Below are 13,396 nucleotides of genomic sequence, written 5' to 3'. Positions count from 1 at the left end.
GACCGGTGGTGCTGCTTCCTGGTGCCAAGATACCCGAGGCGGCGCCCCGCCCGCTGTCCGGCCGGAGGGCGCGGACGGCCCGGGCACGGGGGCGGGCCCGTTCCCCTCGTGGGGAGCGGGCCCGTGGCCGTGGCGTGCCGCCCGGCGCGGGGCCGGTGGACCGGGCTCAGCCCTCGGTGGACTGGGTGGACCCGGCGCCGTTGACGAGCTCGCCCTCGCCGATCACGCGGTCGCCGGACTCCTCCCGGCCCTCGCCCAGGGCCTGCTGCTCGCCCTGGCCGGAGACCACCTGGATCTTGCGCGGCTTGGCCTGCGCCGAGACGGGGATCGTCACCGTGAGCACGCCGTTGTCGTAGTTCGCGGCGATGTTCTGGATGTCGATGCCCTGGCCCAGGTTGAGCTGGCGCACGAACGAGGAGCTCTGCCGCTCCCGGGTGATCCACTGGACGTCCTGCACCTCGGGCAGCTCCCGCTCCGCCCGGATGGTCAGCAGCTGGCCGTCGACGTCGACGTCGACGCTCTCGGGGTCGATGCCGGGCAGGTCCGCCCGGAGGATGTACTGGTCGCCGTCCCGGTACAGGTCCATGGGCATCTCGCGCAGGCCCTGCCGGGCGAACAGCGAGGCGGCGAGCCGATCGAAATCGTTGAACGGGGTGAACATCGTGGCCACGTCAATCATCTCCTCAACCATATGAGCAATGGCTTCGACATTTAGTTGAGTCGGATCAACTCAACTGTTGATCATGATAGTGCCGCTCCCGGGGGTCTTCAACAGGTCCGAGTCCTCATCGCCCAGGGCGAACCGCCCCTCAGCGGGCGTCGTGGGGGTATCGCACGCCGATCCGCTCCCGCACCCGGTCGAAGAGCTCCACCAGTTCGAGGGAGTCGGCCCACGGCATGACGGGGGACTCGAGCAGGCCCTGCTGCACGCATCGCGTGGCCTCGCGCATCTCGAAGACGTACCCGGCGCCCGCCACGTCCACGTGCTCCACGACGGGGGCGGCGCCCGTGCGGGCGCCCTCGGAGGTCTGCAGGACCAGGGTGGTCGGGCAGTTGATCCGGCCGTCCACGCGCAGCCAGCCGTCCGTGCCGCTGATCGTCACCTGGTGGGGGACCGTGGCGGACAGGGTGCCGCTGACGTGGGCCCGGCCGTGCCCGAAGTCCAGGGTCAGGGCGGTGTCCAGGTCCACGTCCGTGGCGCCGAGCTCCGCGCGGGCGCTCCAGCGCTCCGGGGCCCCCAGCACCGCGGAGGTCCACGTCAGGGGATAGACCATCATGTCCAGCAGCACCCCGCCGCCGTCGGCCCGGCGGAACAGCCGGTGGGCCGGGTCCAGGGACCGGTGCGTGCCGATGGACCCCTCGACCGAGCGCACCCGGCCGAGCCGGCCCTCCCGGACCCAGCGCATCGCGGTGCGGAAGCCGGGGGTCATGCGGGTCCAGACGGCCTCCATGAGGAAGACGCCGTGCTCGCGGGCCAGGCGGAGCAGGTCCCGGACCTCCGCCGCGGTCATGGCGAGGGCCTTTTCGCACACCACGTGCTTGCCGGCCCGCAGCAGCGCCGAGACGTCCCGGTGGTGGTAGCCGTGCGGCGTGGCCACATAGACGATCTCCACGTCCGGGTCGGCAGCCAGCCGGTCCAGTCCCGTGGTGGTGGCGGTGCCGCCGTAGGCCCGCTCCACACCGTGCCGGCGGGCGAAGTCCTCGGCACGGGCCTGGTCCCGCGAGCTGACGGCCACGAGCCGGGCGTCGGGCAGCGCCGCGATGTCGGGCACCACCTTCTCCGCGATGTCGGCGGTGCTGACCACGCCCCACCCGAGCGTGCGGCCGGTCGCGGTGCCGGGGTCGTCCAGGTGGGCGGCGTCGAGGGCGGCGTCGACGAACGGGCTGAGGGTCTGGGCAGACATGGGCGCATTCTGCCACGCAGGCCGCGGCCCACCGCCCACCCTCCCGCCCAACGGCACCGATCGAACGACCGTTCGTGGCGTAGGCTGGGGCCGTGCCCCGGGTGAGCCAGCAGTACAAGGACGAGCGCCGCCGCGAGATCGTGGCCGCCGCCAGCGAGTGCTTCCTCGAGCACGGCTACGAGGGGGCGTCGATGCACCGCATCATCGCCGCCACGGGGCTGTCCGCGGGAGCGCTGTACAACCACTTCCCGAGCAAGCAGCAGCTCGTGGCGGCGGCCGCCGGCGCGGCCCTGGACCGGGTCCTCGCGGCCGCGGAGGACGAGCCCGGCTCCGACCCCGCGACGTGGGTCGTGGGCCTGCTCGAGCGGCTTGCCGCGGATCCCGCCACCACCCGCCTGCTGCTCATCACCTGGGGCGGGGCGGTGAGCGACCCCGGTCTGGCCGCGCTGGCCGGCGAGCACCTGGCGCGCGTGCGGGACCGGGTCGAGGAGCGCTACGGGCGGTGGGCCGTCGAGGAGCTCGGTCTCGACGCCGGCGCGGCCCGCGAGTGGGCCGGGATGTTCGCCCAGGCCATCCTCTCGGTGCTGCAGGGCTGGGTGGTGCAGTCGTGCCTGCTGCCCGGCTTCGACCACGGCGCGTACCTGGACTACGCGCGCACCCTCGCGGCGCAGTGACCGGCCGCGGTGACGGGCCGCAGGGCCCGGGTCAGGCGTTGAGCCGGCGGTGCTCGGCGGAGAGCTGCACGTAGGTCCGCGCGTTGGCGCGGACCTTCTCCTGCTCCTCCTCCGTGAGCCCGCGCCGGACCTTGGCCGGCACCCCGGCCACCAGGGAGCGGGGCGGCACCACGGTGCCCTCGAGGACGACGGCGCCCGCGGCCACCAGCGAGCCCGTGCCGATCACGGCGCCGTTGAGGACGGTCGCGTTCATCCCGACCAGGACCTCGTCCTCGACGGTGCACCCGTGGACCACGGCGCCGTGGCCGACGCTCACGTCCGCGCCGATCGTGCAGGGGTGGCCGGGGTCGGAGTGGACCACCACGTTGTCCTGCAGGTTGGACCGCGCGCCCAGCCGGACGGGGGAGCGGTCCCCGCGCACCGCGGCGCCGTAGAAGACCCCGGACTCCGGTCCCAGCTCGACGTCGCCCACGACCGTGGCGGTCGGGGCGACGAAGGCGGAGGAGTCGATCCGGGGCTCGTGCCCCGCGTGCGGGAGGACCAGGCCCGGTGTCGTGGAGTGTGCCATGGGCCCAGCCTAGCGGCGGGCCCGCGGCCCACGACTCAGACGCCCTGCCGCGTGACGGCCGGCCGGGGGGCGCGGTGGTGCCCGTGCTGGATGGCCACGCGGATCGTCTGGCCGCCCTTGAGCACGTACTCCGCGCCGTGCACGTGGATCGTGACGTCGTCCGCGCGGCGGGAGGCGCCCTCGAGCGCCAGGACGTGGTGGTCGATGCAGACCCGGATCACCTGCCCGCGGTACAGCACGGTGAACGAGACGGTGTCCAGCTGGCTCGGCAGGGCCGGGTCGAACTCGAGCCATCCGCCGCGCACGCGCAGTCCCGCGTAGGCGCGGGTGACGACGTCGACGGAGCCGGCCATGGCGCCCAGGTGGATGCCCTCGCCCGTGGTCCCGCCCTGGGTGTCGTCGAGGTCCACCAGCAGGGAGTCCTGGAACGCGGTCCACGAACGGTCCGGGTTCAGCCAGGCGAGCACCGAGGCGTTGACCACCCGGGACAGGGACGAGCCGTGCGAGGACCGCGCGATGTAGAAGTCGACGGTGCGCTCGATGGCGGCGTGGTCGACGTCGTAGCCCATCCGGCCGAGCTCCTCGACGAGGCCGTCGGGGCCGAAGAGGTACACCAGCATGATGGTGTCGGCCTGCTTGGCCAGCTTGTAGTTGTTGGTCATGTCGCCCTCGTTCTCCAGCAGGAGGTCGAGGCGGCCGATGTTGCGGTACTTGGTCCGGTAGTACTCCCAGTCCAGCTCGTCGAGGTCGTCGTAGCCGTGGAACTGGCTGATGGTGCCGTCCGAGTTGAACGGCACGAACATCCGCTCGGCCATCTGCTGCCACGTCCCGACCTCCTCGGCCGAGAGGTCGAAGCGGGCGGAGAGCTCCTCGCGCTGGTGCTCGACCATGTCGTGGAAGATGTGGGCGCTGTGCCGGAACAGCCAGGCCGCGAGCACGTTCGTGTAGGCGTTGTCCTTCAGTCCGCCGCCGTGCTGGCCGCGCGGGCCGTCGTGGTACTCGTCCGGGCCCATGACGCCGGCGATGTGGTAGCGGCCGTCCGCCGGGTCGTAGTCGGTGAGGGACGCGAACAGGCGGGTGATCCCGATGATCAGCTCCGAGCCCTGCCCCGCCAGCCAGTCGAGGTCACCGGTGGTCTCGTAGTAGATCCAGGCGTTGTAGGCGATCGCGAGGCCCACGTGGAACTGCCGCCACGAGTTGTCCGGCAGCCACCGGTTGGAGTGGTGGTTGAACAGTTCCGGCGGGGTCTCCTCCCGGCCGTCCGAGCCGGACTGCCACGGGAACGCCGCGCCCTCGAGCCCGAACTCGGTGGCCCGGTGCTTCGCCATGGCCAGCCGCCGCCACCGGTAGGAGAGCAGCGCGCGCGTCACCTGCGGCTGGTGCAGGTTGACGACCGGGAGGATGTAGAGCTCGTCCCAGAAGATGTGCCCCCGGTAGCCCTCGCCGTGCAGGCCGCGGGCCGGGACGCCGGCGTCCCGCAGGGACATGTGCGGCGCCAGGGTCTGGGCCACGTGGAACAGGTGCACCCGCAGCGCCAGCTGGGTCAGGGACAGCTCGCCGGTGCAGTCCTCCGGGTCCGGGCACACGTCCACGTCGAAGCGGTCCCACAGCAGGGACCACTCGATCTCGTGCGAGGGCAGCAGGCCCCGGACGCCGCTGGGGTTGCGGTCCAGCTCCGCGAGGGCGCCCTCGCGGGGCGAGCCGATCGCCGCGTCGCGGCTCGTGACCACCGCCGTGGTCGAGTCGATGATCACCGGGCGGCCGTCGGCGATGTTGACCTGGTGGCGGCGGAACTCCGTGCCGCCGGGGCGGATCTCGCGGCGCTCCCGGACGTTCTGGCCGCCCTCGATGGTGGTGCGCTGTGCCGTGGTGATCTCGATCTTGGACTGGGTGGTGCGCACGTGGGAGAGCAGGGTCTCGTGGTCGTCGGGCAGGGACGTCGACTCGAGGTCCACCAGGTGGTGGTCGTTGAGGTCCTGGTACTCGGCGACCCCGTTGTTGCGCACACTGGGGTCGATGCCCGTGCGCAGGTGCAGCCGCCCGGAGAACCCCCGGGCGGTCACCGTGGTCTCCTGCGCCCCCAGGTGGCGGAAGCGCAGGGACACGAGGCGGCGCTGGACGATCTCCAGCCGGGCGCGGGCCCCGTCCTCGCCCCGGTCGCCGTTGAGGTCGGTGAGGATCAGGGACCGGATGAGCAGGCCGCGGCGCAGGTCGAGCTCGATCCGCTCTTCGGACGGGCGCAGCCCGCCCTCCGACCACCAGTCGCCGCCGGAGACCCGCAGGTCCAGGTGGGTCCAGTTGGGGGCGTTGACCATGGACTCGTGCTCGACGTCGCGGCCGCTCAGGTGGCTCACCACCCGGTTGAAGATGCCGGCCAGGTAGTTGCCGGGGTAGTGCACCCCGTTGTCGGGGAACTCGCAGGCGGACCCGCGCACGCCCATGTAGCCGTTCGCCAGCGTGAGCAGGGTCTCCCGCCGGGCCTCGGTGGCCGGGTCGAAGCCCTCGAAGACCAGCTTCCAGGGGTCGTCGCGGCGGGCGCCGAGGTCGAGCTCGCCGACGTCGTTGAGCACGACCGTGGCCCCTGCCCGGTACAGGTCCTTGCGCTCGCCGTGGCGGCGGATCCCCACCACCATGCCGAAGCCGCCGGCGGCCGCGGCCTGCACCCCGGACACGGCGTCCTCCACCACCGCGGACCGGGCGGGGTTCACCCCGAGCATCTTCGCGCAGGTCAGGAACGTGTCGGGAGCCGGCTTGCCGGGCAGCCCGTGCTCGGCGGCGAAGTGGCCGTCCACGATGATGTCGAAGGAGTCCTGCAGCCCGGCCGCCGCCAGCACGGGGACGCTGTTGCGGCTCGCGGTCACGAGGCCCACCGGCACCCCGGCCGCGCGGAGCCGCTCGATGAGCGCCACGGTCTTCTCGAAGACGCGGACGCCCTGGACCTGCAGCGCGTCCTGGAAGTAGGTGTTCTTCAGCACGGCCTGCCCCTGCACCGTCCACGCCCCCGGCGTCTCGTCGCCCTCCGGCAGGCGCGCGCCCCGGGCGGCGAGCAGGGAGCGGATCCCGTCCTCGCGACGCCTCCCGTCCACGTAGTGGCGGTAGTCGGCGTCGACGTCGAAGGGCCGCCGGTCCACCGTGGTGCCCGCCTCGGCCGGCTCGAGCCTGTCGTCGGCCAGGATCGCGTCGAAGAGGGTCTTCCAGGCCGCCGCGTGCACGGCGGCGGTGTCCGTGACCACCCCGTCCATGTCGAAGATCACGGCCTCGTGGGGGATGCGCAGCTGGTCGACCGCCTGCGGAGGTGCGTCCGCGCCCTGGATGCGGGGCAGGGACGCGGTGAACGGGGCGGTGGGCAGTGCGTTCACGAGAGTTCCTCCGGAAGGTGGGTGCGGCTTCCGCGGCCCCTCGGAACCGCACGGAGAAACCCTCAGCACGCGGCACGCGACGGACCCCGGACGCGGCGTTGCGGTTTGGCACTGGAGCGGGGACGGCCGTCCGTGCCGACGGTTCCTGACCAGCCCATTAAACGGCCAGGGGGCCCCAGGGGCAAGCCGCGTCCGCTCAGTGGTCCGCCAGGGGGAGGCGCACGGTGAACCGGGTGCTGCCCGGGACGCTGCTGACGTCGATCCGCCCGTGGTGCGCGTGCACGATGGCCTCCACGATCGAGAGCCCCAGTCCCGCGCCGCGGGCGCTCCCGGCACGGGCGTGGTCCTCCCGGGCGAAGCGGGAGAAGATGTGCTCGAGGAAGTCGGCGCCGATGCCCGGGCCGTCGTCGCCCACCGCGAGCACGGCCTCGCCGCCGGGCTCCGTCCCGGCCTCCGTCCCGGCCTCCGTCCCGAGCGACGCCGTGACCGTCGTCCCGGCGGGCGTGTGCTGGTGGGCGTTGGCGAGCAGGTTGATGAGCACCTGACGCAGCTGGGCCGGGTCGCCCCGGACGAGCACGGGCTCGTCGGGCAGCTCGAGGCGCCAGACGTGGCCGGGCGCCGCGACCCGGAGGTCGCTGACGGTCTCGACCACCAGCTCGAGCAGGTCGACGTCCTCGCTGACCACGGCCCGGCCCTCGTCCAGTCGCGCGAGCAGCAGCAGGTCCTCGACGAGCGCGGTCATCCGCGCCGCCTCGGACTCCACCCGGGACAGGGAGCTGCGGCCCTGCACGCTCATCGGCTCCGTGAGCCGGATCAGCTCCGCGTAGCCGCGGATGCTGGCCAGGGGAGTGCGCAGCTCGTGGCTGGCGTCGGCCACGAACCGGCGCACGCGCGTCTCGCTGCGCTGTCGCGCGGTCAGGGCGTGGGCCACGTTGTCCAGCATCCGCCCGAAGGCGTGGCCGAGCCGGCCCACCTCCGTGTCCGGGTGCGCGGCCGGCGCCACGGCGCCCACCGGCAGGACCACCTCCCCGCGGTCGAGGTCGAGCTCCGAGACGCGGGTTGCCACTTCGGAGAGCCGCTCCACGGGGCGCAGGGTGCGCCGGACGACGACGAGCCCGACCAGCCCCGTGACGGCGATGGCGCCGGTCGAGATCGCCGCGGTGCTCACCCCGAAGCTGCGCAGGGTGTCCTCCTTGTCGGCCAGTGGCAGACCGGTCAGCACGAGCCCCCAGTCCCACGGGTCGTCGACCACCAGCACGCGGTAGCCGCCCACGGTCAGCTCCACGTCCACGGGGCCCCACTGACGGCCCCCGGTCTCGTCCGACTCCGCCCCGAGCGACGTCACGAGCTCCCCGAGGCGCCGGCGGTCCTCGTCGGTCAGCTCCTGCCGCGTCCCGTCGGCCGCGAACAGCCCGGCGCGGACCACCTCGTCGTCCACGATCCGGGCGTTGAGGGTGCCGGCGCCCTGCGCGGGCACCTCCATCATGGCCTCGAGCTCCTCCGAGGGCCCGGCCGCGGCCCGGACCCCGTACTCGATCGTGCGGAACGAGGCCTCCCGGACCCGGCCGTCCAGCTGCTCGCCCAGGGACATGTCGAGGACCGCGAGACCCAGAGCGCCCACCGCGGCGCACGCGACGGTCAGCAGCGCCAGGACCGTCAGCAGCAGCTTCGTGCGCAGCTGCAGGGCCCGGCCGGTGCCCCGCGGTCGGGCCCGCGGAGCCGCTCCCCCCGTGCTCATCGAACGCTGCTCATGGGACGGCACGTCCTCGACGGGTGCTCACTCGACCGGTTTGAGCACGTAGCCGGCGCCGCGCACGGTGTGGATCATGGGCGGGCGTCCGGCGTCGATCTTCTTGCGCAGGTAGGAGATGTAGAGCTCCACGACGTTGGTCTGTCCGCCGAAGTCGTAGCCCCAGACCAGCTCCAGGAGCTGCGGCTTGCTGAGCACCCGGCGCGCGTTCTCCATCAGACAGCGCAGCAGGTCGAACTGGGTGGCCGTCAGCGCGATCTCGTCGCCGCCGCGGTGGACCTCCCGGGTGTCCGCGTTGAGCACGAGGTCCCCCACGACCAGCTCGGCGGCGTCCGGGTGGGCGATGCCTGCGCGCTGCACCAGGCGGTGCAGCCGCAGCAGCAGCTCCTCCATGTCGAACGGCTTCGTCACGTAGTCGTCCCCGCCCGCCGCGAGGCCGGTGATGCGGTCCTCGGTGCTGTCCTTCGCGGTGAGGAACAGGGCCGGGACGGTGGGGGAGAAGGAGCGGATCCGCTCGAGCACCTCCACCCCCGAGCACCCCGGGAGCATGACGTCCAGCACCAGGACGTCGGGCCGGAAGCCGCGGGCCTCGGCCACCGCGGCGTCCCCGTCGTGGGCGGAGCGCACCTGCCAGCCCAGCATCGACAGCCCCATGGACACCATCTGGCCCAGCAGCGGCTCGTCGTCGACGACGAGGGCGCGCACCGGTGCGCCGTCGGGGTGTCGCAGGCGCGGGAGGTCCACGGCGGTGGGCCGCTGCACGGGCTCGGTCACGGCGGGCTCCCTCCTGGTCCCCGCCGGCGGCACCGGCGTCCTCGGACCGTCCTCAGCGTAGCGCCGGACCCGCCCCTCGCTCCTCCGCGGATCGTTCGCGGACGCACTTCACAGCCCCGGCACAGGAAGCCGATAAGAGCGCCACATCCCCGTCTGCTGGAGTGGGTCCATGACCGGGCCCTCGGGCCCGGACCCGTCGGGCAGGTGCCCGCGCGGCGCGCCACGAGAGGGGAACCACCGCCATGCTGCACACCCGCCACCCGGTCGGAGAGGCCCGGTCCGCGGAGCCGTCCGCGGGTCCGCCCGCCCGCCGGCGCCTGGTCGGGATCGACGCGGCCCGCGGTCTCGCCCTGCTCGGCATGGTCTCCGTGCACATCCTGCCGGCCTGGGACCCGGAGACCTTCGAGGCCACCGCCCAGTGGACGCTGTTCTCCGGCCGGGCCGCCGCCCTGTTCGCCCTCCTCGCCGGCGTGGGGCTGGCCCTCGGCTCGGGCGGGACCCGGGTGCACGAGGGCCGGCGGATGTCCGCCGACCGGGCGGGGCTGCTCGTGCGCGCGGTGCTCATCACCGTCCTGGGGCTGCTGATCAACCAGCTCTCGCCGGGCGACCCGCCCGCCTACAACATCCTGGTCTACTACGGCGTCTTCTTCCTGCTCGCCCTGCCCTTCCTGCACCTGTCCGCGCGCGCCCTGCTCGCCTGGGCCGCGGGGTTCGCCGTGCTCGGGCCCGTGCTGGTGCACGCGCTGGGCCCCGTGCTGCCCATGTCCGGCGTCTACAACCCCGGCTTCGCCGAGCTCGTCACCGAGCCGGGCACCACCCTCGCCCAGCTTCTCGTGACCGGCTCGTACCCCGGCGTGACGTACCTCGTCCTCCTGCTCGCCGGCCTGGCCCTGGGCCGGCTGGACCTCTCGGCCGCACGCACGCAGGCCGGGCTGGTGATCGGCGGGGCCGCGCTCGCGGCGGCGTCCGCCGTCACCTCCTGGCTGCTGCTGCACCCCCTCGGCGGGATCGAGCGCCTGCTCGCCGCCAGTCCCTTCCTGGGCCGGGAGGACGTCCGGGACATCCTCGTGTACGGGCCGGACCCCGTCCTGCCCTCCTCCACCTGGTGGTGGCTGGCCGTGGACGGGCCGCACACCAACACCCCGTTCGCCCTGCTGAGCGGGGTGGGCACCGGCGCCCTCGTGCTGGGACTGTGCCTCCTGGTGGCCCGCCGGGCCGGGTCCGTGCTGCTGCCGCTGGTCGCGACCGGCTCCATGACCCTCACCCTGTACTCGGCGCACCTGCTCGGCCTCTTCCTGGAGCTGCACTACGAGCAGCCGGTGCTGTGGTTCCTCGTGCACGTCCTGGTGGGCACCGTCTTCGCGGTCCTGTGGCACCGGGTCCGGGGCCAGGGGCCCCTCGAGCGGGTCGTCGGCCGGGCCGCGCACGCCGGGCGGGACCGGGTGCTGCGGCATCGCCTAAACTCGTAGACGGTCCACCCAGGTCCCCGACTTCAGGAGCGGCATGTCCACGAGCACGTCCCCGTCCGTCACCAACCAGCCCCTCGCCGAGGTCGATCCGGAGATCGCGGCGGCCATCGCCGACGAGCTCGGCCGCCAGCGCGGCACCCTCGAGATGATCGCCTCCGAGAACTTCGCGCCCCGGGCGGTCCTCGAGGCGCAGGGCTCCGTGCTGACGAACAAGTACGCCGAGGGCTATCCCGGGCGCCGCTACTACGGCGGCTGCGAGTTCGTCGACGTCGTCGAGAACCTCGCCCGGGACCGGGCCACGGCCCTGTTCGGCGCCGAGCACGCCAACGTCCAGCCGCACTCCGGCGCCCAGGCCAACACGGCGGTCATGCAGGCGCTCATGACCCCCGGCGACAAGCTGATGGGCCTCTCCCTCGCCCACGGCGGCCACCTCACGCACGGGATGAAGCTCAACGTCTCCGGCAAGCTCTACGAGATCGCCGCCTACGAGGTCGACCCCGGCACCTACACCATCGACATGGACAAGGTGCGGGAGCAGGCCCTCGCCGAGCGCCCGCAGGTCATCGTGGCCGGCTGGTCCGCGTACTCGCGGGAGCTGGACTTCGAGGCGTTCCGCTCGGTCGCCGACGAGGTGGGGGCGAAGCTGTGGGTGGACATGGCCCACTTCGCGGGCCTCGTGGCCGCGGGTCTGCACGCCAACCCCGTGCCGCACGCCCACGTGGTGACCTCCACCGTGCACAAGACCCTCGCCGGGCCCCGCTCCGGCGTGATCCTGACCACGGGCGAGCTCAAGAAGAAGATCGACTCCGCCGTCTTCCCGGGCCAGCAGGGCGGACCGCTCATGCACGCCATCGCGGGCAAGGCGGTGGCCTTCAGGATCGCGGCCACCGAGGAGTTCCGCGCCCGCCAGGAGCGCACCGTCGAGGGCGCCCGCATCCTCGCCGAGCGGCTCGGCGCCGACGACGTCGCCGCGGCGGGGGTGTCCGTGCTGACCGGCGGCACCGACGTGCACCTGGTCCTGGTGGACCTGCGCGACTCCGAGCTGGACGGCAAGCAGGCCGAGGACCTCCTGCACCAGGCGGGGATCACCGTCAACCGCAACGCCGTGCCGTGGGACCCGCGCCCGCCGATGGTCACCTCCGGGCTGCGGATCGGCACCCCCGCGCTGGCCACCCGCGGCTTCGGCGCCCCGCAGTTCGAGGAGGTCGCCGAGATCATCGCCACCGCCCTCAAGCCCGGGGCGGACATCCCCGGCCTGCGGGCCCGCGTGGACCGGCTGGCCGCGGACTTCCCGCTCTACGACGGCCTCGAGGAGTGGTGAGCGTGGGGGCGCGGGTCCTCGACGGACGGGCGGCCTCCGCCGCCATCAAGGCCGAGCTCGCCGAGCGCGTCGCCGTGCTGGCGGAGCGGGGGATCACCCCCGGCCTCGGCACGGTGCTGGTGGGCGACGACCCCGCCTCGCACTCCTACGTGGGCGGCAAGCACAAGGACTGCGCCGAGGTCGGCATCTCCTCGATCCGCCGGAACCTGCCCGCGGACGTCTCCCAGGAGGAGCTCGAGCACGTCCTTGACGAGCTCAACGCGGACCCCGCGTGCACCGGCTACATCGTCCAGCTGCCGCTGCCGGCGCACATCGACACCAACGCGATCCTCGAGCGGATCGACCCGGACAAGGACGCGGACGGGCTGCACCCGACGAACCTCGGCCGCCTGGTGCTCAACGTCTCCGAGCCGATGACCTCCCCGCTGCCGTGCACGCCGAACGGGGTGATCGAGCTGCTGCGCCGGAACGACGTCGAGCTCGCGGGCCGGCACGTGCTCGTCGTGGGCCGCGGCGTGACCGTCGGACGGCCGATCGGGCTGCTGCTGACCCGCAAGGAGATCAACGCCACGGTCACCCTCGCCCACACCGGCACGCAGGACCTCGACGCGCTGCTGGCCCAGGCCGACGTCGTCGTGGCCGCCGCCGGGCGGCCGCACATGATCACGGCCGACAGCCTCAAGGACGGCGTCGTGCTCCTCGACGTCGGGGTCTCCCGCGTGGAGGACCCCGCGACGGGGAACAAGAGGCTCACCGGGGACATCGACCCGGCCGCGGCGGAGAAGGCCTCCTGGATGTCGCCGAACCCCGGCGGGGTCGGGCCCATGACCCGGGCCATGCTGCTGCTCAACGTCGTGGAGACCGCCGAGCGGCACGCCGGCCTCCGCTGAGCACCGTCCACCGCGCCACGCCCCCGGGAGCCGTCGCTCCCGGGGGCGCGGCCGTTCCCGGCCCTGGGGCGGGGAGGGCGCCCGCGCCGGTTCGTGGCCCGGGCCGGGATTTGAGACAATGGGGACCATGCGCTCCCTCGGATCCTCGACCCCGTCCACCTCCCCGGCCGCCGAGCCCGGCAGCCGCACCGCCCAGTGGGGCACGGTGATCGGACTGGCCGTGCTCGTGGTCATCTTCGTGGTGGCGCTGCTGCAGGCCGCGAACGCCAACTCGTGGCTGGGCTGGGCGCTCGCCGGCATCGCCCTCGGCTGGCTGCTGCTCGCCACCTGGGTGGTGCTCATGGTCCGCAAGGCCGCCCGGTTCGGCCGCCGGCAGGTCGACGAGGCCCGGGAGCAGCTGCGCACCGGCTCCGGCCGCGCCCCCGCCGCCACCCGCTCCGGCGCCGCGGGCTCCATGCGGGACGAGAAGCTCTCCCACAGCTTCCAGATCGTCCTGGTCCAGTCCAAGGTGATCAAGCAGGAGCTCACCGCGCTGTCCGTCGAGGGGCCCGAGCGCGAGGCGCTGGACCGCGCCCTCGACACCATCGACATCACGGCCGGCAACGGGATGAGCATGCTGCGGCAGGAACCCCTCAGCGGCACCGTGGTCGACTGACCTCCGCCCGCCCCAGCACGACCCCCCCGCAC

Annotated in this window: 11 protein-coding genes; 5 read left to right on the top strand and 6 right to left on the bottom strand. The window is 73.4% G+C overall.

Features of this window, described 5'->3' with window-relative positions:
• Nucleotides 1-166: 166 nt before the first annotated feature.
• Together ACFYE3_RS09280 and ACFYE3_RS09275 are read right to left on the bottom strand one after the other, a co-directional pair.
• The gene (locus ACFYE3_RS09280; protein ID WP_387608306.1) at nucleotides 167-679 is read right to left on the bottom strand and encodes an Hsp20/alpha crystallin family protein; all 513 of its coding nucleotides are present in this window, start codon (nucleotides 677-679) and stop codon (nucleotides 167-169) included.
• Nucleotides 680-809: 130 nt separating this feature from the next.
• Nucleotides 810-1,904, bottom strand: a complete 1,095-nt coding sequence (locus ACFYE3_RS09275) for a Gfo/Idh/MocA family protein (protein WP_387608304.1) — start codon at nucleotides 1,902-1,904, stop codon at nucleotides 810-812.
• A 92-nt stretch (nucleotides 1,905-1,996) separates the two neighbouring features.
• Between ACFYE3_RS09275 and ACFYE3_RS09270 the strand changes: the two genes are divergently transcribed.
• Nucleotides 1,997-2,578 (top strand): TetR/AcrR family transcriptional regulator, encoded by a 582-nt coding sequence (locus tag ACFYE3_RS09270; RefSeq protein ID WP_387608302.1) that lies wholly within the window; start codon nucleotides 1,997-1,999, stop codon nucleotides 2,576-2,578.
• A 31-nt stretch (nucleotides 2,579-2,609) separates the two neighbouring features.
• Here the strand turns inward: ACFYE3_RS09270 and ACFYE3_RS09265 are convergent, their stop codons facing one another.
• From ACFYE3_RS09265 to ACFYE3_RS09250, 4 genes are all read right to left on the bottom strand, one after another.
• Complete coding sequence (locus tag ACFYE3_RS09265; protein WP_387608299.1) at nucleotides 2,610-3,146, bottom strand: gamma carbonic anhydrase family protein; 537 nt, start codon at nucleotides 3,144-3,146, stop codon at nucleotides 2,610-2,612.
• Between the two features lie 35 nt (nucleotides 3,147-3,181).
• Nucleotides 3,182-6,505, bottom strand: coding sequence for a beta-phosphoglucomutase family hydrolase (locus tag ACFYE3_RS09260; RefSeq protein WP_387608297.1), 3,324 nt, complete (start codon nucleotides 6,503-6,505; stop codon nucleotides 3,182-3,184).
• A gap of 196 nt (nucleotides 6,506-6,701) precedes the next feature.
• Nucleotides 6,702-8,243 carry a sensor histidine kinase gene (locus ACFYE3_RS09255; protein ID WP_387608295.1) on the bottom strand — a complete coding sequence of 514 codons (1,542 nt, stop codon included), beginning with the start codon at nucleotides 8,241-8,243 and terminating at the stop codon, nucleotides 6,702-6,704.
• 39 nt (nucleotides 8,244-8,282) lie between these two features.
• Nucleotides 8,283-9,029, bottom strand: a complete 747-nt coding sequence (locus ACFYE3_RS09250) for a response regulator transcription factor (protein WP_387608293.1) — start codon at nucleotides 9,027-9,029, stop codon at nucleotides 8,283-8,285.
• A 242-nt stretch (nucleotides 9,030-9,271) separates the two neighbouring features.
• Between ACFYE3_RS09250 and ACFYE3_RS09245 the strand changes: the two genes are divergently transcribed.
• From ACFYE3_RS09245 to ACFYE3_RS09230, 4 genes are all read left to right on the top strand, one after another.
• Entirely contained in the window at nucleotides 9,272-10,498 is a 1,227-nt protein-coding gene (locus ACFYE3_RS09245; RefSeq protein WP_387608290.1) for a heparan-alpha-glucosaminide N-acetyltransferase domain-containing protein, read from the top strand.
• Between the two features lie 34 nt (nucleotides 10,499-10,532).
• Nucleotides 10,533-11,819 carry a serine hydroxymethyltransferase gene (gene glyA, locus ACFYE3_RS09240; protein ID WP_387608288.1) on the top strand — a complete coding sequence of 429 codons (1,287 nt, stop codon included), beginning with the start codon at nucleotides 10,533-10,535 and terminating at the stop codon, nucleotides 11,817-11,819.
• A 2-nt stretch (nucleotides 11,820-11,821) separates the two neighbouring features.
• Complete coding sequence (locus tag ACFYE3_RS09235) at nucleotides 11,822-12,709, top strand: bifunctional methylenetetrahydrofolate dehydrogenase/methenyltetrahydrofolate cyclohydrolase (RefSeq protein ID WP_387608512.1); 888 nt, start codon at nucleotides 11,822-11,824, stop codon at nucleotides 12,707-12,709.
• Nucleotides 12,710-12,836: 127 nt separating this feature from the next.
• Nucleotides 12,837-13,364 (top strand): hypothetical protein, encoded by a 528-nt coding sequence (locus ACFYE3_RS09230; protein ID WP_368832444.1) that lies wholly within the window; start codon nucleotides 12,837-12,839, stop codon nucleotides 13,362-13,364.
• Nucleotides 13,365-13,396 lie beyond the last annotated feature (32 nt).

It is taken from the genome of Kocuria arenosa, assembly GCF_042879215.1.
Lineage (GTDB): Bacteria > Actinomycetota > Actinomycetes > Actinomycetales > Micrococcaceae > Kocuria > Kocuria arenosa.
The sequence above is the reverse complement of the archived record's forward strand: the minus strand, read 5'-3'. Positions and strand labels throughout refer to the sequence as shown.

What these genes read in the sequence shown, in the direction of transcription:
- glyA (WP_387608288.1), top strand. Translation starts at nt 10,533, where the DNA reads ATGTCCACGAGCACGTCCCCGTCCGTCACCAACCAGCCCCTCGCCGAG.
- ACFYE3_RS09280 (WP_387608306.1), bottom strand. Translation starts at nt 679, where the DNA reads ATGATTGACGTGGCCACGATGTTCACCCCGTTCAACGATTTCGATCGG.
- ACFYE3_RS09230 (WP_368832444.1), top strand. Translation starts at nt 12,837, where the DNA reads ATGCGCTCCCTCGGATCCTCGACCCCGTCCACCTCCCCGGCCGCCGAG.
- ACFYE3_RS09275 (WP_387608304.1), bottom strand. Translation starts at nt 1,904, where the DNA reads ATGTCTGCCCAGACCCTCAGCCCGTTCGTCGACGCCGCCCTCGACGCC.
- ACFYE3_RS09255 (WP_387608295.1), bottom strand. Translation starts at nt 8,243, where the DNA reads ATGAGCACGGGGGGAGCGGCTCCGCGGGCCCGACCGCGGGGCACCGGC.
- ACFYE3_RS09245 (WP_387608290.1), top strand. Translation starts at nt 9,272, where the DNA reads ATGCTGCACACCCGCCACCCGGTCGGAGAGGCCCGGTCCGCGGAGCCG.
- ACFYE3_RS09265 (WP_387608299.1), bottom strand. Translation starts at nt 3,146, where the DNA reads ATGGCACACTCCACGACACCGGGCCTGGTCCTCCCGCACGCGGGGCAC.